The sequence below is a fragment of the Spirosoma sp. KCTC 42546 genome (assembly GCF_006965485.1).
Taxonomy (GTDB): Bacteria; Bacteroidota; Bacteroidia; order Cytophagales; family Spirosomataceae; genus Spirosoma.
Window position 1 is genome coordinate 491,524 of record NZ_CP041360.1, and the last position, 25,127, is coordinate 516,650.

Below are 25,127 nucleotides of genomic sequence, written 5' to 3' on the forward strand. Positions count from 1 at the left end.
AAGAAAGCCTAAACAGAAATCATAGTCAGTCAGTAAAATCATAAAAATCCCGCGGGGCCGCCCGTGCGGTTTAGAATTGCTTCAGATACGATAACTTTCCGATGGTGTGTTGCTCCTGCTGGCGGTCTGTAGCTCGGATAGAACCCGCATAGGTTCCATTGTTATAAACGATGTAAAGGAACGAAAGCGGCTGGAATTCCCAGGCCAACCGGATATTCCAGATGTTTTTATCGGTGAACGTGTTGCGCTGGAAAAAGCTGATCAGTTGTAGACGTGGATTCACGGCCATACGGCTCTCAACGCTGTACAGACCAATTGTGCCTGTATACTGGCCTACATTCCTGAAATCATTTAACTCGCCACTCACCGTAAATGCCATGTGTGGAATAGGAGCGAGGACCATGGAGCCTCGGGCGTAATTTAGGGTTCCATCGTAATACCGTCCGGTTTCGCCATTTAACTGGAATGACACCTTTTTCGATGGGTCGCTACTGAACATAAGCTGGTAACGCGTATAGCGATACTTGCCGGATGCAATGGGTAGTCCCAACGGGCGATAATCACCATCATCCAACCGCTGGAATGTTGGATTCACAAACAGGCCTAGGCTACCACCGTTTTGAAACGTCAGCCAAATGGGATTGAAGTTATAATTAGCTTCCTGCAAATAACCCGTGGAGGCTTTGTGATAGAGTTCCAGAAAGGCACCTGGCTCAAAATTACGTACCCATTTGGGCAACCATTTGCTCCGGTTAACCAGATAGACGCCTGGCGTGGTAGCAATCACATCAGTGCGGGCAACAAAACCCATAGCTGGGTTGAAATTCCGGGTTACTACAGATTGCGTCCACCAGGCTACGATTTGATTTGTCCGGTAGAAGAGCTGACTGTAAGCCGACGCCCCCTGGTCACTACCTTTTGAGTCGAATGTACCCATGACCATAGCACTGTAGGCCAATGTCTGATTCAGACGAAAAAAGCCATCGAGCGCGATCGTGCCATTTTGCCGACTACCGAGACTATCAATAGCGTGTACGTTTTTCAGGGTGACTAAACCACCAATACGGTTCTGGCGACCAACGTTTTCACTATATCGCCCGACGAAAAAATCGGTTGTTGGGCTACCAGGAATGCCCCGTTGCCGAACCAGCATACCCCCGTAATTTCGGTTAAGTGAGCGGTAAACCAATCGTGCCCCAGCGTCGATAGGCACTGGTGTACTGGTGCCATCGGGGAGGGTTGCCAGGCCAATCGTTCGGCTAAAAAAAGGCTGAATCACCATGCTCCCTCCTTCGCCTGTGTCTTTATTGCCGGGTAAACCAACACCAAATAGACTGGCATTTTCCAGAAAGAAAGCGCGTCGTTCGGGAAACAGTACCGAAAAGCGGGTAAGGTTATTCACCTGACGATCCACATCCGCCTGCGCGAAATCGGTATTCAGGGTTAGATCGAGAACCGTATTTGGGTTGATTGCCCATTTTGCATCGCCACCCAGTTTAAGCGTTGCCTTTTGTCCATAACCCACTTCGGTACCATTATACCGATCGTCACTAACTAATACAAAAGGCTGGATGCGAATGTTAGGCGAAGGCGGAGGTGGTTTTAAGCCTGTAATCAAGCCTGCATAAGCCACACGACTCGATGTAAACGCTCTCGGGTAGGGTGACCAGGCTGATAATTCATTAGAATAGCGTCGTCTGCGAAAGAAATTAATTCCCCACGACTGCGTAGAATCTGCCGAGCGAACATAACGGAGCGTTTGCCAGGGAATCTGCATTTCGGCAATCCAGCCTGAATCTGTGCGGCTGGTACGAACCTTCCAGAAGCCGTCCCAATCTATATCGTTCAGTAAATCGTCAAAGGAAAGTAGGTCGCGCTGGGTGCCATACGGATTGGTGGCAAACGTCATCGCATTCCGCTGATCGTTGAAACCGTCTATGACTACCCCAAACTGATCGTGCGCCATTGCCGAAAAATCCCGCTTAAAATTTGGCGTTCGGATTCCTTTTCGCCCTAATGAGTCGTAATTAGTAGCTGCGATATAGAGGAAATGGCGATTGAATAGTACCCGAATATCTGTATCGAAATTGGCGGCCATACCCTGTTTGGGATCAACCTGCACAAACCGACTTATCGGTTTAGCCCGTTGCCAATCTAGCTCGTCCAGCCGACCGTCAATTTTGAGCTTATCACTTATTTCAACAGCCTGAATAACTCTACGCTTTTTGGATGGCGTGAAAATGACAGACTGACTTGTAATGATCTGCTCCTGTAGAACTGGGTCTTCGCGCGTTGTATCTGGCCGAACAACATCTGATTGTGCCGTATTTGGTACTGTCAGGTTGGTTTGTGCGAATGAATAAAAAGGGAGAACTGCTAGAAGTAGGCAATAACGAACTAGAAGGGGCAACATAAATGGAGTAGCTTACTAATCCAAAATAAGTAGGATTGGATTAGAGCAACGTCATTTTTTCGTTGAACGGCCTATTCAGCGCGTTTATCGGCGAGTAAGCGAAAGACAAACCGGATTTAATAATCTCCTCCAGCACCCCCCCCCCGAAACTGCCACCGCCAAAGCCGCCGAAACCACCGCCACTACTACCTCCACCGCTACTCCAGCCGCCACCGCCTGAACTACCCCAGCCCGAAGTTGGGAAGAATACGGGACCTCCCCAGCCGCCCCCCCGATTGCGATTGCTACCACCGCCCCGGTTCCGGCGTGATATAATGAAGATGATAATAATAAAGATGATGAGTGCAATGAAAATGCCACTACCACCATCGCCTTCGCCACTAGTCGAGTCTGGTTCACCCTTGTACTCTCCTTTGGCCCGTTGAATAATCTCGGTTGTAGCGTCGTCTAACCCTTTGAAATACTGTTCCTGTTTAAACGCAGGAACAATCGTGTTTGTGATGATTCGCTTGGCAATAGCATCGGGTATAGCACCTTCTAGGCCATAGCCTGGAGCAATGAATAGTTTGCGCGTTTGGGTAGCCCAGGCAAGCACTAATCCATTGTTTTTATCCTTTTGGCCAACGCCCCATTTCCGGCCTACCTGAAAGGCGAAATCGCCAATAGGGTAGGGTTCCGTTGTTTTAACAATAATAATAGTAATCTGGGTTGACGTTGAGTCATTGTAAGCGCGAAGCTTCTGTTCTAACTGCGAGCGCTCCGTACTGCTCAAAATACCCACAAAATCATTCACCAATCGGGGTGGATTAGGCTTATCAGGAATGGCCGTGTTGGCCCCACTATCGGTTGCGGTATCCTGAGCCTGTAAATTGACAGACGTGCTTAACAGAAATACGATTAATCCAAGACGGAAAATTCGGGAAAGTGTAGTAACGAAAGAGAGTACGTTCACGGCAGTATCAGTCAAACGAAATATCGTCAGCAAGTTCGTTAGTGTCGTCGCTGGCGTAGGGGAAATACTGTTTTAACTGTTGCCCGGCCCGTTCAATTCCCCGGCTCAGCCCTTCGGCATAGGCTCCATTCGCAAAATAACTACGAAGAAGGTCTTTGGTGCTTTCCCAAAAGTCGGCAGGCACTTTGGCATCAATGCCTGTATCACCTAATACAGCAAATTTTCGGTCAGTATAAGCGAGGTAAAAGAGCACTCCGTTCTGATCCTTAGTCTGATGCATCCCCAATTGGGCAAACACCTCAATAGCCCGTTGTACAGGGTCAGGGTTCGCACAATGTGCTTCAACGTGCACCCGAATTTCGCCCGATGTCGCTTTTTCGGCTTGTCGGATCGCTTCGATAATGCGCTGCTGCTCGTCAGGGGTGAAGGGGTTCATGAACTAAGTAATGTATAACGAATAATGTATAATGGAAATGACTGCCATTATACATTATTCATTGTTCATTTTACATTAAAACTGTACCGTTGGCGCGCTCTGGGCAGCTTGTGAAGCCTCGAAGAAGCCTTTCACTGGGAATCCAAAAATCCCGGCAAATATATTGTTCGGGAACGAGCGTACGGATTGGTTGTAAACTCTCACCGCCCCGTTAAAATCATTCCGGGCTACTGAAATACGGTTTTCTGTACCTTCCAGTTGTGCCTGTAACTCCGAAAAATTCTGCGTTGCTTTTAGCTGCGGGTAATTTTCGGCTACCGCCAGTAATCGAGATAGCGAACCACTTAATTGATCTTGAGCTGCCTGGAATTTCTTAATGTTTTCAGGAGTCAACTGGTCAGCATTCAGGTTAATTCCCGTTGCATTAGCCCGTGCCTGAATAACAGCTGTTAAGGTGCTTTTCTCAAAATTAGCCGCGCCCTGAACCGTCCGAACAAGGTTTGGGATCAGATCAGATCGACGTTGATATTGGGTCTGAACCTGTGCCCATTTTTCTTGTACAACGGTGTCATTCTGAACCAGGCCGTTATATGAGCTACAGCCATACATGCCCAAAATAAGGGCAAGAACCACCACGATAATTAACGATTTTGACATGGTATGTTGAAATGCAAAGGTTATTGTTGGACTCAAAGTTGGTCAAAACTACTAATTTGTTTATGTAAAACTACGTTAGCGGTGTTTTTCACATCTTTGCTCCTCGTTTGTATGGATGACTGGTAGCTTTAAAATGACGTTGGTCTAAGCTATTGTCGCCATTTAGGCGTTTTTACCAGAGTAGCCCCAGAGAAACATACATTGAATTACGAAATTTGTTTGTCCTATGAATCTTGACCTAACTGATAAAACTGCCCTTGTTTGTGGGAGCACGCAGGGAATTGGCCGTGCTACTGCTATAGAACTGGCTCTCCTGGGTGCTACTGTTGTCTTAGTAGCTCGTAATGAGGAAACATTAAAGAAAACCCTGACCGAGTTAAATACCGGGAAGGGCCAGGTGCATCGGTATATTGTAGCCGATTTTAGCCAACCGGGTGCCGTGGCAAAAGCTATTGCCGAGTATTTGGCCGTATTTCCCGAGATGCATATTCTCATTAATAATACAGGAGGACCGGCTGGTGGGCCACTAATTGATGCTAAAGCTGACGAGTTTGTGCAAACGTTTCATAATCATCTGCTCAACAACCAGACGTTGGTTCAGGCTGTTGTTCCTGCCATGAAACAAGCAGGCTATGGGCGTATCGTCAATATTATCTCCACTTCGGTTAAGCAGCCAATTGTCGGATTAGGCGTCTCGAATACCATCCGCGGAGCCGTAGCTCAATGGGCGAAAACCTTATCGTTGGAAATAGCCCGCTTTGGTATTACCGTTAATAACGTATTGCCTGGTTATACACAAACAGGGCGTTTAGAGGCCGTTCTGGCAATGAGGTCCAAAACATCTGGTAAATCAAAGGCAGAAGTGGCTATTCAGATGGAAAGTGAAATTCCGACCGGGCGGTTTGTTACCCCTGAAGAAGTAGCGGCCGCTGTTGCTTTTCTGTGCACACCCGCTGCTGCATCAATCAATGGCATCAATGTTCCGGTAGATGGCGGAAAAACGGGAAGTCTATAGGAGTCGATAGCCGTCAGTCAGTAGTATTTTGATACACGAATGACTGCGACTATCGACATTTAAACTAAGTTATTCTTGAACGCGTAAGCAACCATACCAGCCGTATTTTTTGTGCCGGTTTTTTCTAGAATCCGTAGGCGATGCCCTTCAACGGTACGGGGACTGAGGAATATTTTCTCGCTGATTTCATTGGTCGAAAGACCTTCACAAATCAGCATTAGCACCTCTTTCTCGCGTTCTGAAAGTAAAATTTTACTGTTGTAAAAGGCATTGACCGGTTTCGTCGCATTAGGTTTGTTTGTCATTTTACGAAGCATCGCTTTCGAGACAAACTCATTCAGGTAAACGCCCTCATCGATCACTTTTCGAATGGCTTTTTCAACCTCTCCTGCTTCCGCATCTTTAAGCAGATAGCCGCTAACCCCTTTTTCTAAGAGGTGTAATACCATCCTATCTTCATCGTGCATGGTTAACACCACTATTTTAATGAGTGGATAATTTTCACGTAGGAAGTCGGCCGTAGCGGTGCCATCCATAACCGGCATTTGCAGGTCAAGGAGCACTACATCAGGCATTTTTCGGGGAATTTTCTCGATGAGTTCCTGTCCATTGCCTGCTTCCAGAATCAATTCGAAATCATGAATCTGGCCAAGAATGGTGGCCATTCCGACACGAAATAAAGTATGGTCGTCGCAGAGGGCCAGTTTAATTTTTCGCATAGAGGAGAAGAGTTAGCACCTGTTGCCGTATGAGTCGTATAAATTGACCATTCGGCAAACAAATTAACTCATTAAATCAACAGGCTGTGCATCATGCAGATGAACCTGCACATGAATCTGTGAACCACGACCGGGCGCTACATCGAACGTCACGTGTCCGTTCACGACATTCAGTCGGCTCTCAATATTGCGAAGCCCCAATCCTCCCTGTTTGTTTTCCATGACAGCATCGAAGTCAAAGCCCACCCCATCATCCATTACCGATAACCGAATCTCTTTTTCGAAGGTAAAGACCTGAACAACAATATGCCTGGCGCGAGCATGCCGGATTGCATTATTGATCAATTCCTGAGCAATCCGGTACAGCATTAGGTCAAGCGTGGGCGGGAAGTGTAGATCAGATTCGGGATAAATTAATTGAACTTCCGTTTCGCTATCTGTAGCCCGGTCAGTTAATTCTTCGAGGGCCGCCAGCAGGCCAAATCGCTCGAGCGTTGTTGGCACCAGATTACGGCTAATGCGCCGGACATTGGTCATGGTTTCGTCGATCATGGAGCGGGTTTTCTGAAACTGAAACCCAACCTTTACCTCGCCACCCAACTGCTGTTCTAACTGATTCAGGCTCATTTTGGTGATTGACAACATGGTACCAATCCCATCGTGCATATCTTCGGCAAGCCGTTTGCGCTCTTCTTCCTGCCCTCGGAACGTGGCTGCCATCAAATCCCGTCGATGCTGGGCCTGTAATTCTTTAAAAGCCAACTGCTGTTTAGCCTGCTTTTGCTGGTAATAGGCCACGAAAATGATGATGAACACCGCCATCATCAATAGTACGGCCGTACCTACAGCAATTACAAAACCAGCGTCCATTGGAAATTTGTTTACGCGCAATCAGAATGAAGCAAAATTGATTAATTTAGGTCTGAATGTCAATGGGTTATATGTGCGATTTAGTTATCGGTACCGTTTAAGGGCGTATTTCAGGAAAGTAGGTTATTAACTATTTTTATCACCTTTAAGCGTTGCTAAATCAGGTTCTCCTGATCGTATTTACTAACCCAAAGCCCATACGCGGATAGTACACTGAAGAAAATAAATAGTAACTGGTTTGCATTCCAATATCTATCAAATACTTCAGCAGAAACTTTATTTTCATCTTTATACCAATATTCACTAAACAGCATAATAAAAAAGGTACCTGCTGAATAGATAAGTAAGCCTGTCGTAAACCAGAATAGCGTATGAAGTAATATGTTTTTTACCCTAACATCAGTCAAAATTTTATTGAAGTATGACAAGCAAAAAAATAATGCATATAACCGAAAAATAGATAAACTTACTGAGGAGACTGCATTACTCTGGTAAGTTACAAGGCTGATGAGTAGACAAAAAACTGCTAAAATAGATGAAATCTGTTTCCAGCGAATAGATTGAAAACATGAAAGCCCGAAGGCTAGTAATATTACTATATTTACCGCTATTTCAATATTTTGTAAGTATAAATTATTCTTTTTTAAAATGGATAGCCAAGTGCCAAATGCTTCAATAGTAAAATAACATAGAAAGAATATAATAATAAGTTTTGACGTTAATGAGAGGTATTTATAACGAAATAATCCAAAAATAATGGGTAGGCCACTACTTAAATATGCGATAAAATCTAAAGGATATTTTTCGCATAATAGTAGTAGCCTCTCAAACATAATAGTATAAATAAGTTAATTACTTCCTCCACAGTGTTGTGGGCACGGGAACCCGTCTCCTACGGTTCCTAATTCGCTGCCATCACCGCCGTCATCTTTGAGTCCACCATGACCTGTATAAGCTGGTAAATCACGACCCCGGCCATCTACACCTGTTAGCAGAACACGTGGATTAAGTTTGCCTTTCCCTGGCTCGGTAGGTTTGCCATTTTCATCTTCCCATCGATTACCATAATGAATCCGAATACCTACACAGCCTGGCTGCTTGAGTAGCTGATTCACTCGGTTAATCCCGAAAAATTCTGAGCGTGTGTACTCATCTTTTTTATGACCACAAGCTAATTTACTGCTGTGGTAAGCGTCTTTCATTGACTGGGTTTCTTCCGCTTTGAGAAAGCGCCCAGCATTTTCATGGAAAACAGAGTCATTCATTAGAAAAAGGGGTAAAAGTGGGTAATAGAGGTTGTTTCTGGATGGACATAATCGGAAAGCAATGGCTAATTTACGATAAGTCCAAGGGGATAGCAACAGATGCAAAAATCTATTGCGTTGATATAATATGCTGATATACAGTGAATTGATCCACCTGGCTTACTTGTTAATGCGTAGTTCTACGTACTAAAGTGCGGACTTTTGCCTGTTCAATTTAAGCTATCGAAAACCGGTGTTTCTTCGCTCAAATCGATACTGGCCTGGGGGCTACCTTTGTGCTGTAGCTGATGATGTATGCTGATAAGCAGTCATTGCAACAACATTTCTCATAGGTTAGGTCAACAAAAAACGCCGAAGCAACTGCCTCGGCGTTTTTTTATAGCTCTACATGAACGAACCTATTTGAGTAAATTCAACAGGTAAGCACCGTAACCGCTTTTTACCAATGGCTGGGCGATGGTGGCCAGCTGGTCAGCGGTAATAAATTTCATCCGGTAAGCAATCTCTTCTGGGCAGCCAATTTTTAAGCCCTGCCGTTCTTCAATGACATGAACAAACTGGCCAGCCTGCATCAACGATTCAAACGTACCCGTGTCGAGCCAGGCCGTTCCCCGATCCAGAACACCAACTTTTAGTTTGCCCTGCTCCAGATACACTCGGTTTATATCTGTAATTTCCAGCTCACCCCGGGGCGATGGTTTAATATTCCTGGCAATGTTAACAACGTCATTATCATAAAAATATAGACCCGGCACTGCATAGTTCGACTTGGGTTTATCCGGCTTCTCTTCAATAGATAATACATTGAAATCCGCATCAAATTCCACAACACCATAGCGCTCTGGATCATGCACTTGGTAGGCATATACCACGCCACCGTCAGGATCATTGTTGGCCTGGAGTAATTTTGATAAGCCTGACCCATAGAAAATATTGTCGCCGAGAACGAGGGCTACTTTGTCATTGCCGATAAATTCTTCGCCAATGATAAACGCCTGCGCTAATCCATCGGGGCTAGGCTGAACAGCGTAGCTGAACTTACAGCCAAGTCGCGTTCCATCGCCCAGAAGCTTCTCGAAATGGGGCAGGTCGTGGGGCGTGGAAATAATAAGAATATCGTTGATCCCCGCTAACATCAAAATCGAGAGCGGGTAATAAATCATCGGCTTGTCATAGACCGGCATCAACTGTTTCGACACAGCGAGTGTAAGCGGATGAAGACGTGTGCCAGACCCCCCGGCAAGAATAATTCCTTTCATAGTTTAGCATGGTGCAAGGAGCGTGGGGCAAGGAGCGAAAGGCGTATTCCCTGCTCATTGCTCCGCGCTCTATGCCCTTTAACGATTTGCGTACATTCCCTGATAATAGCTTTGATAATTGCCCGATGTGACGTTGTCTAACCAATCCTGATTAGCCAGGAACCAGTCAACCGTTTTTTCCAGGCCTTCTTCAAACTGAAGCGAGGGTTGCCAGCCCAGCTCATTCATAATTTTATGAGCATCAATGGCGTAGCGCAGGTCGTGTCCGGCACGGTCTGTTACGTAGGTAATAAGTTGAGCCGACGTTCCTTCGGGTCTTCCTAATTTGCGATCCATAATCTGGCATAGCAGATGAACCAGATCGATGTTTTTCCACTCGTTGAAGCCACCGATGTTATACGTTTCGCCCAGTTTACCGGTATGGAAAACGGCGTCAATAGCGCGGGCGTGATCCACCACAAACAACCAGTCGCGAACGTTTTCTCCTTTGCCGTATACTGGCAATGGCTTGTTTGTCTGGATGTTGTGAATCATCAGCGGAATCAGCTTTTCCGGAAAGTGATTCGGTCCGTAGTTATTGGAACAGTTCGACAGCACGACAGGCAGCTTGTACGTATTGCCATAAGCCCGTACAAAGTGATCAGAAGCGGCTTTCGAGGCCGAATAGGGTGATTGTGGATCGTAGGCGGTTTCTTCAGTAAAGAAATCTTCCGGATTGTGCAATGATCCGTATACTTCGTCGGTTGAGACGTGGTAGAAACGTTTGCCTTCAAAGCCTGATGCGCTGTCCTTCCAGCTATTTTTAGCAGCATTGAGCAGGTTTACCGTTCCAACAACGTTAGTCATCACAAAGGACATAGGGTCTGTTATGGACCGGTCAACGTGCGATTCGGCCGCCAGGTGAATGACTCCATCGAATTCCATTTCGGCGAACATATCCTCCAGAAATTTCGCATCGGTAATGTCGCCCTTAATAAACGTGTAATTCGGTGAATGCTCAATATCTGACAGATTCGCCAGGTTTCCGGCGTAGGTCAGCGCATCAAGATTATAAATCTGATATTCAGGGTATTTTGTAACGAATAGGCGAACAACATGCGATCCGATGAAGCCGGCACCACCAGTAATAAGAAGTTTCATTGTATGTAAGGTTGACGTTTGATGTCTGTAGTTTTCGTTTGAAGTTGGTAGAAAACAGATGAATATACTGGTGAACAACACTAAACTTCGAAGGACAAACTACAAACTTAATTTCTGCTGCCACCGCCAGGCATCGCGTAACGATTCGGCTAACGAACGACGGGCTGTCCAGCCTAATACGGTATTGGCTTTTGAGACATCGGCATACACTTGCTCAACATCACCCGGTCGACGAGGTCCAATTACGTAATTTAGATCGACGCCCGTTTCCTGTTCAAACGTTTTAATGACATTCAGTACAGTCTCCCCCCGGCCTGTGCCAATATTAATGACATCATAGCTAGCTTCGGCCGTATCCTCGTTCAGTTTTCGTAGCGCTTGTACGTGCGCATCAGCCAAGTCCATCACATCAATATAATCACGAATGCAAGTGCCGTCTGGCGTATGGTAATCGTTGCCATAAACTGTCAAACTAGAACGAATGCCAGCGGCTGTTTGCGTGATAAAAGGCACCAGGTTAGCTGGCACACCCAGTGGTAATTCGCCGATTTGTGCCGATGGATGTGCGCCAATAGGGTTGAAATACCGAAGAGCCATCGCCTTAACAGGTACGTTTGCACGCACAGCGTCGCGAAGTATGTCTTCGCCAATTGCCTTTGTATTGCCGTAAGGCGACTGCGCTGGTAGCCGGGGGGTCTCTTCCGTTACCGGCAACTGCTCAGGTTGCCCATAAACCGTGCAGGACGACGAAAATACAAGATTTTTCACGTTGTGCTTCGGCATCAATTCCAGAAGTAATAACAACGAATCGAGATTGTTGCGGTAGTATTTCAGGGGTTTAGCCACCGATTCGCCAACCGCTTTGTATGCCGCAAAATGAATAACGCCAAGAGGTGATTCTTTTTGAAAGATATCATCCATGGCAACAGCGTCATTGCAGTCGACAGGGTAACACGTTACATCCCGGCCCAGAATGGCACGCAATCCATCGAGGGCCGAGCGTTCAGAGTTGGAAAAGTCATCGACAATAACCGGCTCAAAACCGGCTTCAACCAACGAAACAACTGTATGGGAGCCAATGAAACCGGCTCCGCCAGTAACCAGAATTTTGGGGGAAGTGCCTGTAGGTGTCAAACCGTTTTATATAAAAATTTTGTTATTACTTTAGCATAGCAACTCGTACAACCCGACAAAAGTAGTATATTCAGGAGGTTTACGAAAGCAGTATTTATTCTGGGGTTATCCTGCAAATCGGTACAAACGCATGAACGACAACGAATTGAAGGCCCTTATTTCGCTCTTAGACGACGAAGATCAGGAGGTTGTAGAGCATGTTGAACAGCGAATTCGGCAAATGGGTGGGCAAATGATCCCACTTTTAGAAACCGAATGGGAGGGAAGTTTCAATTCCACGCTACAAAAACGAATCGAAGAAATTATTCACGATCTTCAGTACGAGTCTGTATTGGATCGGATGCGCGACTGGAAAAATGGTGGCGCCATGGACTTGTTGGAAGGGCTCTGGATCGTAGCTACCTATCAGTACCCTGACTTATCGCTTAACAAACTCAGGCAGGATGTAGAGCAATTGTTCTACGATGTTTGGGTGGATTTTAAAGCCGATATGCATCCCGACGAGCAGATTAAGGCGATGAATACTGCCTTTTTCTCCAAACTGAAGTTTGCGCCAAACACAAAGCATTTTCATTCGCCAGCTAACTCAATGATCAATCAGGTACTCGAATCGCGTCGGGGAAATCCAATTACGCTTTGTGTACTGTATATGCTCATTGCCAAACGATTGAATCTGCCTGTATATGGCGTAAATCTGCCGAACCTGTTTGTGCTTACCTATAAAAACAACAGTGGTGTTCAGTTCTATATCAATGTCTTTAACCGGGGCCTGGTGTTCACGACAAAGGATATCGATCAGTATATTGATCAGTTGAATATCAAGCGTTTAGAGACCTTCTATCAGCCTTGTACCAATGCAGATATTGTTCGGCGGGTATTGCGCAACCTAACGTTGGCGTTTGAGAAGAATGGCGATACCGAACGAGTTCAGGAGGTAGAACAGATTCTTAATGCTGTCCGGGATGATGGCGATGGATTGCCGCTATCGGATTATACGCAACGGTGAGAATAATGTTAAATGTATAATGGTTAATGTACAATGAATAATGAAAGACGTAACCGCCATTATTCATTGTACATTAACCATTATACATTTAAAACTAAAACGCCACTGCCAACAGGCCTGGTCCCGCTTGAAAACATCGGATTGTCAGTTGTTCTTCATGATCAGGTAAGCGCACATGGCCAATGAGTTCTTCGGCACCATCGGTAAAGGGCTCAACATGCAGATGCTCGCGGAAGGTTAGCTGGCGTTTTCCATAAAGTTTATATAGCGCTTCTTTAGCGCACCAATAAACAGCCAGACGATTAGGGTCATTTGCGGCATGCGTATTTTCTTCTGCTGATAAAACGCGTGGCACTACCCGCTTAAACTGCTCCCGAATAGGCTCAATATCGATACCCACAGGCCGGGACCGATGCAGTACCGCAGCCGCCCAGCCGATCGTGTGCGAGAGTGAAATATGCCACGGTGTTCCAATCAGCGAAGGCTTGCCGAACTCATCCTTTTGTAATCCCCGATATAGTAAACCCTGTGCTTCGGTCAACTGCCGGATGGCTACCCGACACGCCAGCCATTCAATTCGTTGGGAAGGATGGGTAATACGGGCCAGCTCTTCCCGCTCCACGATGGTTAATGGCAAACCTAGCCGGAGCATTGGTTCGTCTTCTGTAATGGCACGGAGTACCAAAACACAGTCATCGTTTATGTTTATTTGTAAACTCACAAGCCAAAAGTCGGAAGTCGTTCGACAAAAAGAAAGGTTTAGCGACCTTTGGCTGTCAACTTTGATAACTTAGGGTCAGAAATCTGGTCCATGAAGTTAGTATACATAGCGAATTATGCCCGCTAGACTTATCAATAAAGTGATTGTAGAGAAAATAGATACATTTGGAGGACATCGGGAGCCCGTTTACACACTTGAACGTGACTTCTCGGCCAACCAGTTTTTTTCAACCGGCGGGGATGGGCAAGTTGTACGATGGCGATTAGACCGCCCTGATTTAGGAGAGTTGATCGCTACCGTACCCGCATCGGTTTATGCACTTGCTCTGTATTCAAACAATGGATTATTATGGGTTGGCCAGAATTATGAAGGTATTCATGTAATTGACCCTGTACTTAAGCAGGAAGTTGCCTCGCTGAAATTAACATCTGCTGCCATTTTTGATATAAAATTCTATAAAAATGATGCCTTTGCCGCGCTGTCAGATGGCGTAATTGCGATAGTAGATGCTGACAAGTTGGTGCTAAAAAAACATTTGAAAGCATCGGATCAATCGGCACGATGTATAGCCGTAAATCCGGTAGAGCGCGAACTGGCCGTAGGGTATAGTGATAATGCGGTACGTATTTTTGATTTAATGACCTATACGCTTAAGCGCATTATTCCAGCGCATACGAATTCTGTCTTCACACTTACCTATTCTCCTGACTTCCGCTATCTATTAACGGCCGGGCGTGATGCCCATTTGAAAGTATGGGATGTAGAGAAAAATTATGCGTTACATAATGATATTGTGGCGCATATGTTTGCAATAAATCACCTGACATTCAGCCCAGATGGCCGCTTACTGGCAACGGCAAGTATGGATAAATCCATTAAAATCTGGGATACCGAAACGTATCGGTTGTTAAAAGTAGTGGATCGAGCCCGGCATGCCGGACATGGTACATCCATTAATAAACTCCTGTGGACTGATACACAACAGCTCCTTTCGGCCAGCGATGATCGTACAATTTCGGTATGGAAATTGAACGCATAGTCTGGTACAGGCTAGGAATAGCCTATTTTTCGGCCTATTTTTTGTAAAATCCGTAGAATGGCTGTTATTTCACCTTTATCTGACAATCAGTAACTCATTAAAACACGAAGCGCACCAATGAAAATTACGCCCATTGAAATCCGGCAACACACATTTGAAAAAGGGTTGCGCGGTTATAGAACCGAAGATGTTGATGCCTTTCTGGTTTCACTCTCTCAGGAATGGGAGCGTGTAACCGGCGAATATAAAATGTTAAAAATGCAGCTTGAACTGGCCGAAAAAGAGCTGGGCAAGTTGAAAGAAATTGAAATGACCCTGTTCCGTACCCTTAAATCGGCCGAAGATAACAGCGCGCAGATTACGGAACAGGCTAATACGGCCGGTGAAAAATACATTAATGAAGCCAAGCAGAAAGCTGACGATATTCTGGCCGATGCCCGAAAGCGTACGGCTCTGATGGTTCAGGATGCTGAAAATCAGGCGCGCTATTTGAAAGATAATATCCTGAATGACCTGAAATCGTTAGAACACGATTTTAAGGCACTGGAGGGCTATAAAGATAACTTGGCGGCTCAAATTCGTACCCTTGCCAGTAATGCGGTGGATAGTGTGGAGCGCTTCGAGAAAAAATTCAGCAAGCAAAATCTGAAGGGAAAAATCGACGAGGTGTCTTCGCAAATTCAGGATGAATTGAAGCAGAACGACGATACTGCGAAGAACGAAACACCCGTTGAAGCTCCTGCCGAACCCGTTGGCAGCGATGCGGCTGATTTGCCCCCGCTTATTGAACGGGACAAGTTTATTCCAGAAGCTATTCCGGAAGATAATGAGCTGTCTGAAAAAGTAGACGAGGCCATTCAGGGTACTCAGTCAGAAGCTGGTCAGGCTGTTGAGGATGTAGACTCTGCTATCGAGCATACACCTGAGTCTGTATTGGCCGAAGTAAATACAGCGGAACCAGAGTCGGCAATAAACGAAACGACAGAGGAACCAGAGCCTAAAAAAACCGGCTCATTTTTCGACCAGATTTAATGCTGGTAGAATTGCGTCTTAACTTATGGGAACAATCGCTTTAGAAGGGCTTGAGTTTTTCTCCTACCACGGTTTTTACGATGAGGAGCAGAAAATTGGCAACAAGTATTCGGTTGATATAATTGTAACCGCCGATTTCTCGGAGGCCGCCCGGCGCGATAGACTGAGTGCTACAGTGAACTATGAAGATTTGTATCGGATTACGTTCGCTGTTATGCAGCAACCGGCACGGTTACTCGAACATATAGCCCATCAAATCATTCAGGAAATACGCGCAAAATACGCCGATCTAGAGGCTGTTGAAGTGAGTGTATCCAAATTTAATCCGCCCATTGGTGGCGTTTGCCACCGGGCAAAGATTACGTTGAAAGAATAAAGTACTAGGAGCGAGGAGGTGGAAGTGAGGAGGGCTGACGCGAAAACACAGACGCGTCAGCCCTCCTCACTTCTACCTCCTCGCTCCTAGTACTTGTATTAAACTGCCTGCTGTAAACCAGCAAATGAAATAGCCATGTGTGAGGCATCGTAAATGCACTCGCCGTTACGAATCAGCAACACCTGGGGCGACTCATGCTCAACCCCAAATACACTTTCGATTTGTCGGGATATTGGCTTATTAGCCAGTAAGTCCAGGTAGTACGGCTTAACACCAAGCTGGTCGTTCCAATTACGCTCCATACGACTGAGCGCCATATGGCTTATCGAACAACTTGTGCTATGCTTAAAAATCAGAATTGGGTGCTTTGCCGACTCTGCTTTAATGGTATCAAGTTGAGCTTCGCTCGTTAGTTTGTTCCAGTTCATTGTATCAACATACATTCTGTTGGCGTAAAAGCATTTTTGATGCTAAAAAGTTCGTTAATTCTCAGGTGTATAACGGAGCTTCTCCGCCATTTCGGGCGAGACAGCTTCTGAATAAACACCATACGCATCAACTAATGTTCCTTTGTTCCCATTCTTTGCTTCAATCGCATATAATACGGTCTCATCACCGGGGTCAGTCATGCCCTCAAAGCGGTAGACATCAACGATATCGAAGTCGGCGGGCCGTAGTTCAATATCGTCGGGCTGGCAATGTAAGTGATCGTGTTTTAGGTTATAATCCTGAGTAAAACCCTCCTGGCGGAGTCCGTCGAGTGCTTCGGTAAGTGTGTCGTAGGTTTTCATGAATCGGCGGTTTGATTGAGAGTGTGTAGCTTTGTTAGTAAACTAACCGCATAATAGCTTGTTTTCGGGATTCTATAATACAGGTATTTTTGTTTTTCAGCAATTTGTACGCCTGGCCGCTTCGGTTAGCCCAAAAGCGCGGAAATGGGTTGACGGTCGGCGTGACTGGACGACTAAATTACATCAGCAATTCGACGGTAACAAACAGTCTATTGCCTGGTTTCATGCGGCCTCGCTGGGTGAGTTTGAGCAGGGGCGACCCGTTATCGAAGCATTTCGGACGCAATATCCAGACTATAAAATTCTGCTTACCTTCTTTTCTCCGTCTGGTTATGAAGTACGTAAAAACTATGAAGGCGCTGATTACATCATCTATTTACCTGCCGATACGCCCGGCAACGCCCGTCAATTTGTTGCGATCGTAAAGCCTTCTATTGCGTTTTTTATTAAGTATGAATTCTGGTACAATTACCTCCGTGAGTTGAAACAGGCTAATGTTGCAGTCATTTCATTCTCGGCCATTTTTCGTCCTGATCAACTCTTTTTCAAACCTTGGGGTAGTTTTTATAGAAACTTACTCAGGTATTTCGATCATATCCTGGTTCAAAACCAGGAGTCGGTTGATCTGTTAAAAAGCATTGATATTACCCAGGTCACACGTGCAGGCGATACGCGCTTTGACCGGGTAGCACAGGTGGCGGCTGCAAAGAAAGAAATCCCCGTAGCCGCTGCATTCAAAAATAGTAAACCGTTGCTTGTTGTGGGCAGCGCCTGGCCGGAGGACATGGATGTGTTGATTCCATTTTTGAACGCGTTCGACAAACCTCTGAAGGTAATTATTGCGCCCCACGAGATTCATGACGCCGAAATCGAACGCTGGCGGGCACAACTCATAAAGCCTTCGGTGCGGTTTTCGCAAACCGATGAAGCCAGCGTTACGCAGGCCGATATTCTTTTCATTGACAATGTTGGAATGCTAACGTCACTCTATCAATACGGCGAGTTTGCCTACATTGGCGGGGCCTTCAAACAAGGATTGCACAACAGCCTGGAAGCCGCCACCTTTGGGGTACCAGTGTTTTTTGGCCCTGACTACGCTAAGTATCAGGAAGCTGTTGATCTAGTGAATGAAGGCGCAGCCTTTCCAATCAGCAGCACAACGGAGTTATCTATTGCTTTCTCCAGACAGTATACCGATTCATCAGAAGCAGCCCAGATAAGCCGCAATTATGTGCTAAGGAACATTGGCGCGACAGGGAAGGTTATGGATGTGGTAAAATTCTTTCTAAACACGGGGAACACAGCGAAATTCACGGAGCGCACAACGTAATTAGTTCTCCGTTTTCTCTGCACACTTTTCTCTGTGCCCTCTGTGTTTAAACTATTATGCAAAAAGGCTTAGTCATACGTTCCACCGGCTCCTGGTACGAAATTCGTAACACAGACGGGCATATTTTTCAGGGTCGGCTGAAAGGTAAATTCAAATTAAAAGGCCTGAAGGTTACTAACCCCATTGCCGTAGGTGATTGGGTCGTATTTGAGGTTGAAGATGAAGCCGAAAATACGGCGGTCATTTCGGACATTTCGCCCCGAAAAAACTATATCATTCGCCAATCTGTCCATAAAACGGCGCACGGGCATATTCTGGCTGCCAATCTCGACCAGGCTATCATGTTGGCAACGCTGGCTATGCCCCGTACATCGCTGGGTTTCATTGATCGGTTTCTGGTATCGGCAGAATCATTTCGAATTCCAATTACCATTGTATTCAATAAGGTTGATATCCTGAATGACGAAGGGCTGGAATACCAGCAGGAAATCATGGATTTGTACGAGCGAATTGGCTATAAATGCATAGCTACTTCGGCCACTGAAGGAGAAGGCGTCGAAACATTTCGGCAGCTATTGGACCAAAAAGTTACGCTCTTGTCAGGACATTCGGGGGTGGGCAAATCCTCGCTTGTGAATGCTATTGCGCCCGAGTTAAATCTTCGGACCAATGAAGTGTCTTCGTTTGCCAATAAAGGCGTGCACACAACGACCTTCGCCGAGATGTTTGAACTGGCTCCCAATACATACATTATCGACACGCCGGGGATAAAAGAACTGGGCCTGATGGATACCTCGAAGGAAGAGGTCAGCCATTATTTCCCCGAAATGCGTGACCGCCTGAATCAGTGCCGCTTTCACAATTGCCTGCATTTCAACGAACCCGGTTGCGCCATTAAAGAGGCCGTCGCCGAGGGCGAAATCGCCGAAAGCCGCTACATGAGCTACCTGAGCATGATTGAGGGCGGAGATAACCGGCGGTAATTGTCATGGTTAATGGTTAATGTATAATGGGTTTGCAGGTAGCTCCATTAACCATTATTCATTTTACATTAATTCGTCATGGCCGCCAGCAAATCAGCTTGTGTAATGATGTGTACCTGCTCTTTTTCGTCGCGGACGAGCAGCGCTTTGTTATCACGATCAATCAGCGACGAGAGAGCATCTATGGTGTTATCCAGACCCACGAACTTAAACGGCTTGTCCATAACTTCACTGACTGGATGATCTTTTACTGTTGGGTCTTCGATCAGCCGATTTAACACGGTTGAATCGGTCAGGCTACCAACGATGTGCCCGTTCTCGTCTGTGACCGGAATTTGCGATATGCTATGCCGATTCAATACCTGAATGGCCTGACTCACGGATACGGCCGTACCGATGGTTGTTAACTGCGACTGGCGATTTGTTGTACTGCCGTTTTTGTGGTGAATGATGTCGCGGGCGGTTTTGAAGGCACGATCTTCCAGAAAACCGTGATCCTTCATCCAGGTATCGTTGTAAATCTTGGCGAGATAGCGCGTACCGTGGTCGGGTAGCAGAATAACCAGGACATCATCGTCGGTGATGTTTTCCTTAGCCCATTCCAGCGCACCATGGACAGCCGTACCGCACGACCAACCCACAAATAAACCCTCTTCTCGGGATAGCCGACGGGCCATAATGGCTGCATCTTTATCGGTAACTTTTACGAAGTGATCAATGACGCTGAAATCGACGTTTTGCGGCAAAATGTCCTCACCGATACCTTCGGTCAGGTAGGGGTAAATTTCGCCTTCGTCGAAAATGCCCGTTTCCTTGTATTTCTTGAAGACGGAGCCGTAGGTGTCCAGCCCAATGGATACTACATTGGGGTTCTGTTCTTTCAGGAATTTCGATGTACCGCAAATGGTGCCGCCGGTTCCCACGCCAGCCGCGAAGTGGGTGATTTTTCCGTCGGTATCACGCCAGATTTCGGGCCCGGTGGTTTCGTAATGCGCAGCCGTATTGGCGGGGTTATCATATTGGTTAGGATAGAGCGAGTTGGGTATATCCCGATTGAGTTTCTTGGCAACGGAGTAATACGAACGTGGATCGTCGGGCGCTACGTTTGTGGGGCAAACAACGACTTCTGCGCCAACAGCCCGCAGAATATCGATCTTCTCCTGCGATTGTTTGTCGGCCATCGTAAAAATGCATTTGTAGCCTTTTCCAATAGCCGCCAATGCCAGTCCCATACCCGTATTGCCGCTGGTGCCTTCGATGATGGTTCCGCCCGGTTTTAGCACGCCACGCGCTTCGGCATCTTCTATCATGCGTATGGCAATCCGGTCTTTCACTGAATTGCCGGGATTGAAATACTCGACTTTTGCCAGAATGGTGCCCCGAATGCCTTTCGTGACTTTGTTGAGTTTCACCAGAGGGGTATTGCCAATAGTGTCGATGATGGAGTTATAGTAGTTCATGTTGATGGGCTGGCATTGAAGCCAGGATATAGGGTTCAGTTCTGTGGTTTATACCGATAACGCCAGAAGGAGGAAGTTCGTTTGAGGAATTCCCTTGTCAGCAATCTCAACCTATCCAACGATTCGTCAGCAATTTATACCTGTTCAGCTAGCATTTTCGCTTGCTCATGCATACGTCTGTTTATGAGCGTTTTACCACGGTATACCTTTGTTCTGTTCCTTTTATAAACAACAACTACTAAAACATCATGAAAACGTTTGTTCAATCTTTACTGGCTGCCTTGCTCCTGAGCACGGCCACATTCGCATCACCTGCGGCTACAACACCAACCAAATCGGCGATGGCACCCGTTACGACAAATTCGTACAAAGTGGCCGTTTTCCCATCATCAAAACCATCCCGACTGAATGTTTTCGTGGAGCGGACGCCAGGTCAACCAATGATCATTTCGCTAAAATCGACTGATGGTACCTTGCTGGGAAAGCAGTTGGTTGGCAAAAAGCAGGGTAATGTCCGATTTCAGTTCGACTTATCGGAACTGACTGATGGCGATTACAAAGTTGAGATTACGTCTGGCACCGATGCAACGGTTTATCCGGTTAAGCTATCTACACAACCTACTCAGCAAGTAGTCCGCACCATTACGCTCAACTAATTGAGACGTAAGTTTATGAACCAGCCACGGTCGTGAGGCCGTGGCTGGTTTTTGGTGTTTCCAGATCCCGTAGGGATCGAATGTTTATAGAAACGGGACGCCCATTGATTAATTGGCATGCCGTAGGTATGCAATATTCGGAATGGGTTTCATACCTACGGCATGCTTGATCACATAGGAGGCCCATTTCTATAAACATACCATACCTACGGCATGGAACGGGCGGACTAATTTAACGGGTTTAGTTCTTTTCTATTTGTTGTACAGAGCCAGAAAGGCGGTTACCTGATTATGAAAATGGGCGAAGCTGCGGGATTGTTTGGCTAGCTCGTTGAAGTCTGCAGATGTTGCTATTTTTTCGGCTACACGGTCCATATTAGGGCCATTGTCTTTGGGGCCATACAGCAACTTTTTCAATTCACTTTGATGCTTACTTTCCTGGCTGTTCTCGAGAAATTTTTCGGCTAAACCAATTTTATAAGCCTGGTAGGCCAACCATTGTTCGATAGCCTGAACTGTGACAAAATGGACAATTCGGTTTCCATAATTTTTATGGGTTTTACCTAATGCCTTTAGTACCAGATCACACTCGGCCGTGTGTTTAGGCTGCTCTTGTTCATAGTCTACGGCATCTAGGTCAATACCTATTACAATTAGTTGGTGACTTTGTAAAATTGCAGTTGTGGATATTGGCTCTGCCTCTTTCAGTACTTTTGATTTACCTGCATTTTGCCCTTTAAAGCCCAGTTTACTCCGCACTGCCTGAATTTTATATTGTTCGGCTATTAATCGTAAGTAAGTCGGTATGAATGCGTATTCTGCGTATCCTTCGGCAATAAGTGTATAATCGAGCCGCTTATTTGTCTTCATATCTCATCTGATGGAACACCACCTATTAAACCATAAAGCCAGTTCTCCCCCAAATTAGATGTAAGGTCGATTTTATCTAAACCCAATTCTTCACTCTTTCTGTCTGTTACATCAATAATGTCTTTTTGGAGATTTCGCACGTAAGTAGCTCCATCGTCGTCTTTGTCGAAGACAAATACGGATTCTGGAATTGTCGAGAACGTATTAACAATGTGCTCGTTATGAGTTGTTAAAATTACTTGAATGTCTTTCTCCTCTGCTAATTGGAAAATAAGCTTCATGACTTCCCAGATACGGCGTGGATGAATGCCTTTTTCTGGTTCTTCGAGAAGAAGAAGTTTAGGGGGATTGGGTTGGTTTATGATGCATAGGAGGGCGAGGAAGTATAAAACACCTTCTGATACTTCGTCAGCCCGGTAACTATTTTCGTCTTTGTCAAAAAAACGTAATCCCAGCATACTTTCATTTCCAACTTTTACGGGTGGTAAAGTGAAATAGGCAATTTCAGGAATACATTTAGTTAGATCATCTTGGATTTTTTTTGCATTCCGTTTGAAATTGCTATCGACATAAAAATAGAATGAAATTAAGTTTGAGCAGTCTGCCGATAATTCTACTTGATCTGCTGAAAATTTTACTTGCTGAACAAGTTTTGACGGGTCTGGTCTATAAATCTTAGTATTAATAAATTCAAAAAACTCTCTTCTAGAAACATTAGGATTTAAATTTTCTATTTTTTCATTGAACTCATCATCTATAAACCAATCATCAAATATGTTTTCAATCCTTTGCTGCCCAGGTTCAATTTGAATAACTGACTTTTGAATACAGTGATATAAACTCACGTTCTTTGCGCTATTACTTCTCATCATATACCCATTAGATTCAGGTATATAATCAAATTCATAAGTAATATCTACTCTTTTGTGTTTATGACTTATTGCTTCTAAAACGTCTATATTTTGAGATCTTAAACCGTCAAAAGAAAACGACTCCAGCGCCTTCAAAAAATTCGTCTTCCCCGAGTTATTCGGGCCGATTAACAAATTGACTTTTTGAAGATCGAGCGTGACGTCTTTTAGGCTCTTGAAGTTCTGGATGAAAACGCGCTTGAGCATGGTTGGTAGGAATAAGTGGCGGTAAGCGGATTTTCTAAAGGCTGTTCGATGGGTTTGATATGCCATATCTCCAAGATATGGCATATCAAACCCATCGAACAGCCTTTAGAAGGTAGTCTCGGTATGCAAGATAACTATTTACTTGCCCATTTCGGTGGCACGCATCAACACGGTGTTATCGGGGTCGATGGCGACGGAGCCGGGTTTGGTTGCCAGCGGAATCGTGAATGTCTGGGTTTGCTCGGTCATGGTTAGGCGGGCAGTTCGGGTGAGTTCGCGGCCGTTGCTATCGCGGATGCTGAATGTGAGCGGTACGACGAAAAACGCGCCCGTTCGCTGTGCCTGCCGGACATCAATCACCAGAGCCTTTTTAGTGGCGTCGTAGCTTGAACCCCACACAAGTTCAGGATAGCCGGGTTGGTAGAGCCATTGTTGGAAAAATTGCCCTAATTTCTTGCCCGAGGCCGTTTCCATCACAGCCTGCAAATCGCTGGATTGGGCGTTGCGGTTGCGGTAGGTCGCGTAATAGGCCCGGATGCCTTTCCAAAAGGCCTCATCACCGATTTCATTCCGGAGCATGTGCAGCACCCAGCCGCCTTTCTGATAGGAGTTCGGGTTCAGTAAATCCATCAGGTTCGTCGTGGTCGAATCAACAACGGTGCCTTTGGGTTTTAGGGCTGAGAACCGGAAAATCTGGCCTTTGTTCTGATTCAGTACCGCGTTGAGGGTGTCTTTTCCGTAAGCATGTTCGAGGTAAAGGGCTGAAAAATACGTGGCAAAACCCTCGCTTAACCAAAGCTGTGACCAGTCGGATTCGGTAGCTGAGTTGCCAAACCACTGGTGGGCGATTTCATGCGCCAGTAGGGCTTCCACATCCGAATCTTTATGCCCCACAATCACTTTCTCGTTGTAGAAAATGCAACTGGCGTTCTCCATCCCCCCAAAGATCGTGGTTGATTCCACGTTGGCCAGTTTCTCGTAGGAATAGGGACCAATCTTGTCAATAAAGTATTGCAGAATTTCCTTGGCCGGACGATAGTCGATAAAGCCTTTCTGACTATCGTTAGGATACAGCCAGCTTTGTACCGGCACTCCACTTACCGAGCCAACTTCCTCGACGGCAAATCGGGCGGCACCAATGACCATTACTTTGGTTGGAATGGGCGTACTCTCCTGCCAGCGCGTTAGCTTTCTGCCATTTGGTAGGCTGCTTTCGTTTACGAATTTGCCATTGGCAATGACCCGATACGTAGCGGGAGCATTGACTGAAAATGAACAGGTTGCTTTGTCGGAGGGGTGATCCACAACGGGAAGGTAGTTCCGGGCGTTGTTCGGCCAGTTGTCGCCAAAAAATGTGCGCTCGCCAAACTTGTTTTGACTAATGATCAGACCTTTTGCTGGAGTGCCTTCGTAACGAATAACCAGCTCCGTTGGTTGATTGGGAGCGGCAGGCAGGTTGATAAATACCCGGTCATTGCGCTGGCTGAATGGTGCCGCTTTTCCATCAGCAAGACTCACCGAACGCACTTTCATGCCCGCTGATCCGTCGGACCGTTGCGCTGAATCCGATTTAGGACTAATCAAGTCGAACCAGACGGTTTGCCGGTCATCGGCGCGGGTGAAGCGAATGGTAGTTTCGCCCTTAATCTGGTTGGTCGAATCGCTCAGCGTGAGCGAGAATGCATAATTTTGAACATCAACGCCGGGCTGTGTGTACCGGGCTAAGTTGCCCGGTTGCTGGCACTGAACGGCCGACGTAATTAAAACGAACAGGGCAACCAGTATTGCTTTCTCTTTTTTCTTCATGCTGCTATTTTTAGATTCTGTGGATTCTGGTGATTCTATTGTATTTATGCCAAGCGGGCGGCCCCGAGAATCCACAGGA

General features: G+C 46.0%; 24 protein-coding genes and 1 pseudogene. 8 read left to right on the forward strand and 17 right to left on the reverse strand.

The genetic code is table 11. From position 1 onward, the window contains the following. Positions 1 to 70: 70 nt before the first annotated feature. The 4 genes and pseudogenes from EXU85_RS02100 to EXU85_RS02115 all read right to left on the reverse strand — a co-directional run bounded on the left by EXU85_RS02100 (position 71) and on the right by EXU85_RS02115 (position 4,458). Positions 71 to 2,413, reverse strand: a complete 2,343-nt coding sequence (locus EXU85_RS02100) for a carbohydrate binding family 9 domain-containing protein (protein ID WP_142770485.1) — start codon at positions 2,411 to 2,413, stop codon at positions 71 to 73. Between the two features lie 116 nt (positions 2,414 to 2,529). Further along, positions 2,530 to 3,365, reverse strand: a pseudogene (locus tag EXU85_RS02105) (YgcG family protein). A gap of 7 nt (positions 3,366 to 3,372) precedes the next feature. After that, positions 3,373 to 3,801 (reverse strand): TPM domain-containing protein, encoded by a 429-nt coding sequence (locus tag EXU85_RS02110; protein ID WP_142770487.1) that lies wholly within the window; start codon positions 3,799 to 3,801, stop codon positions 3,373 to 3,375. A gap of 75 nt (positions 3,802 to 3,876) precedes the next feature. Beyond that, positions 3,877 to 4,458, reverse strand: a complete 582-nt coding sequence (locus EXU85_RS02115; RefSeq protein ID WP_142770488.1) for a LemA family protein — start codon at positions 4,456 to 4,458, stop codon at positions 3,877 to 3,879. Between the two features lie 226 nt (positions 4,459 to 4,684). On the opposite strand from EXU85_RS02115, the gene EXU85_RS02120 reads away from it, so the two are divergent. Beyond that, complete coding sequence (locus EXU85_RS02120; protein ID WP_142770489.1) at positions 4,685 to 5,473, forward strand: SDR family oxidoreductase; 789 nt, start codon at positions 4,685 to 4,687, stop codon at positions 5,471 to 5,473. A 59-nt stretch (positions 5,474 to 5,532) separates the two neighbouring features. On the opposite strand, the gene EXU85_RS02125 is transcribed toward EXU85_RS02120, so the two are convergent. The 6 genes from EXU85_RS02125 to galE all read right to left on the reverse strand — a co-directional run bounded on the left by EXU85_RS02125 (position 5,533) and on the right by galE (position 11,860). Further along, positions 5,533 to 6,192, reverse strand: a complete 660-nt coding sequence (locus tag EXU85_RS02125) for a response regulator transcription factor (RefSeq protein ID WP_142770490.1) — start codon at positions 6,190 to 6,192, stop codon at positions 5,533 to 5,535. Positions 6,193 to 6,255: 63 nt separating this feature from the next. Further along, the gene (locus tag EXU85_RS02130; RefSeq protein WP_142770491.1) at positions 6,256 to 7,062 is read right to left on the reverse strand and encodes a sensor histidine kinase; all 807 of its coding nucleotides are present in this window, start codon (positions 7,060 to 7,062) and stop codon (positions 6,256 to 6,258) included. Positions 7,063 to 7,910: 848 nt separating this feature from the next. After that, the gene (locus EXU85_RS02140) at positions 7,911 to 8,327 is read right to left on the reverse strand and encodes a hypothetical protein (protein ID WP_142770493.1); all 417 of its coding nucleotides are present in this window, start codon (positions 8,325 to 8,327) and stop codon (positions 7,911 to 7,913) included. A 398-nt stretch (positions 8,328 to 8,725) separates the two neighbouring features. Then, positions 8,726 to 9,586, reverse strand: coding sequence for a glucose-1-phosphate thymidylyltransferase RfbA (gene rfbA, locus EXU85_RS02145; protein WP_142770494.1), 861 nt, complete (start codon positions 9,584 to 9,586; stop codon positions 8,726 to 8,728). Positions 9,587 to 9,664: 78 nt separating this feature from the next. Then, entirely contained in the window at positions 9,665 to 10,726 is a 1,062-nt protein-coding gene (gene rfbB, locus EXU85_RS02150) for a dTDP-glucose 4,6-dehydratase (RefSeq protein ID WP_142770495.1), read from the reverse strand. A gap of 99 nt (positions 10,727 to 10,825) precedes the next feature. Beyond that, positions 10,826 to 11,860 carry a UDP-glucose 4-epimerase GalE gene (gene galE, locus EXU85_RS02155; protein WP_142770496.1) on the reverse strand — a complete coding sequence of 345 codons (1,035 nt, stop codon included), beginning with the start codon at positions 11,858 to 11,860 and terminating at the stop codon, positions 10,826 to 10,828. A 130-nt stretch (positions 11,861 to 11,990) separates the two neighbouring features. Here galE and EXU85_RS02160 point away from each other — a divergent pair, with 130 nt between their 5' ends. Beyond that, positions 11,991 to 12,866, forward strand: a complete 876-nt coding sequence (locus EXU85_RS02160; protein WP_142770497.1) for a transglutaminase-like domain-containing protein — start codon at positions 11,991 to 11,993, stop codon at positions 12,864 to 12,866. A 94-nt stretch (positions 12,867 to 12,960) separates the two neighbouring features. Here EXU85_RS02160 and EXU85_RS02165 read toward each other — a convergent pair whose 3' ends face one another. Continuing rightward, positions 12,961 to 13,518, reverse strand: a complete 558-nt coding sequence (locus EXU85_RS02165; protein WP_142770498.1) for a 4'-phosphopantetheinyl transferase superfamily protein — start codon at positions 13,516 to 13,518, stop codon at positions 12,961 to 12,963. A gap of 184 nt (positions 13,519 to 13,702) precedes the next feature. Between EXU85_RS02165 and EXU85_RS02170 the strand changes: the two genes are divergently transcribed. The 3 genes from EXU85_RS02170 (at position 13,703) to folB (ending at position 16,034) form a co-directional block, all read left to right on the forward strand. Continuing rightward, positions 13,703 to 14,626: a WD40 repeat domain-containing protein gene (locus EXU85_RS02170; RefSeq protein ID WP_246859403.1), complete on the forward strand. Its 924-nt coding sequence runs from the start codon at positions 13,703 to 13,705 to the stop codon at positions 14,624 to 14,626. 117 nt (positions 14,627 to 14,743) lie between these two features. Continuing rightward, positions 14,744 to 15,658, forward strand: coding sequence for a DivIVA domain-containing protein (locus EXU85_RS02175; RefSeq protein WP_142770499.1), 915 nt, complete (start codon positions 14,744 to 14,746; stop codon positions 15,656 to 15,658). 25 nt (positions 15,659 to 15,683) lie between these two features. Further along, entirely contained in the window at positions 15,684 to 16,034 is a 351-nt protein-coding gene (gene folB, locus EXU85_RS02180; RefSeq protein WP_142770500.1) for a dihydroneopterin aldolase, read from the forward strand. Between the two features lie 98 nt (positions 16,035 to 16,132). On the opposite strand, the gene ytxJ is transcribed toward folB, so the two are convergent. Then, entirely contained in the window at positions 16,133 to 16,462 is a 330-nt protein-coding gene (gene ytxJ, locus EXU85_RS02185) for a bacillithiol system redox-active protein YtxJ (RefSeq protein ID WP_142770501.1), read from the reverse strand. Between the two features lie 54 nt (positions 16,463 to 16,516). Then, positions 16,517 to 16,825, reverse strand: coding sequence for a phosphoribosylpyrophosphate synthetase (locus EXU85_RS02190; protein WP_142770502.1), 309 nt, complete (start codon positions 16,823 to 16,825; stop codon positions 16,517 to 16,519). 58 nt (positions 16,826 to 16,883) lie between these two features. On the opposite strand from EXU85_RS02190, the gene EXU85_RS02195 reads away from it, so the two are divergent. Both EXU85_RS02195 and rsgA read left to right on the forward strand, forming a co-directional pair. Next, a complete protein-coding gene (locus EXU85_RS02195; RefSeq protein WP_142770503.1) occupies positions 16,884 to 18,155 on the forward strand; it encodes a 3-deoxy-D-manno-octulosonic acid transferase in 1,272 nt (423 codons plus the stop codon). A 56-nt stretch (positions 18,156 to 18,211) separates the two neighbouring features. Continuing rightward, the gene (gene rsgA, locus EXU85_RS02200; protein ID WP_210422430.1) at positions 18,212 to 19,138 is read left to right on the forward strand and encodes a ribosome small subunit-dependent GTPase A; all 927 of its coding nucleotides are present in this window, start codon (positions 18,212 to 18,214) and stop codon (positions 19,136 to 19,138) included. Positions 19,139 to 19,206: 68 nt separating this feature from the next. Here rsgA and EXU85_RS02205 read toward each other — a convergent pair whose 3' ends face one another. Beyond that, positions 19,207 to 20,598, reverse strand: coding sequence for a cystathionine beta-synthase (locus EXU85_RS02205; protein ID WP_142770505.1), 1,392 nt, complete (start codon positions 20,596 to 20,598; stop codon positions 19,207 to 19,209). A 248-nt stretch (positions 20,599 to 20,846) separates the two neighbouring features. Here EXU85_RS02205 and EXU85_RS02210 point away from each other — a divergent pair, with 248 nt between their 5' ends. After that, entirely contained in the window at positions 20,847 to 21,254 is a 408-nt protein-coding gene (locus tag EXU85_RS02210) for a hypothetical protein (protein ID WP_142770506.1), read from the forward strand. Between the two features lie 252 nt (positions 21,255 to 21,506). On the opposite strand, the gene EXU85_RS02215 is transcribed toward EXU85_RS02210, so the two are convergent. The 3 genes from EXU85_RS02215 to EXU85_RS02225 all read right to left on the reverse strand — a co-directional run bounded on the left by EXU85_RS02215 (position 21,507) and on the right by EXU85_RS02225 (position 25,048). Next, positions 21,507 to 22,124, reverse strand: coding sequence for a hypothetical protein (locus EXU85_RS02215; RefSeq protein ID WP_142770507.1), 618 nt, complete (start codon positions 22,122 to 22,124; stop codon positions 21,507 to 21,509). After that, the gene (locus EXU85_RS02220; protein ID WP_246859405.1) at positions 22,121 to 23,308 is read right to left on the reverse strand and encodes an AAA family ATPase; all 1,188 of its coding nucleotides are present in this window, start codon (positions 23,306 to 23,308) and stop codon (positions 22,121 to 22,123) included. The genes EXU85_RS02215 and EXU85_RS02220 overlap by 4 nt, the downstream gene beginning before the upstream one ends. Positions 23,309 to 23,380: 72 nt before the next feature. After that, positions 23,381 to 25,048 (reverse strand): M1 family metallopeptidase, encoded by a 1,668-nt coding sequence (locus EXU85_RS02225; protein WP_142770509.1) that lies wholly within the window; start codon positions 25,046 to 25,048, stop codon positions 23,381 to 23,383. Between the last annotated feature and the right edge of the window lie 79 nt (positions 25,049 to 25,127).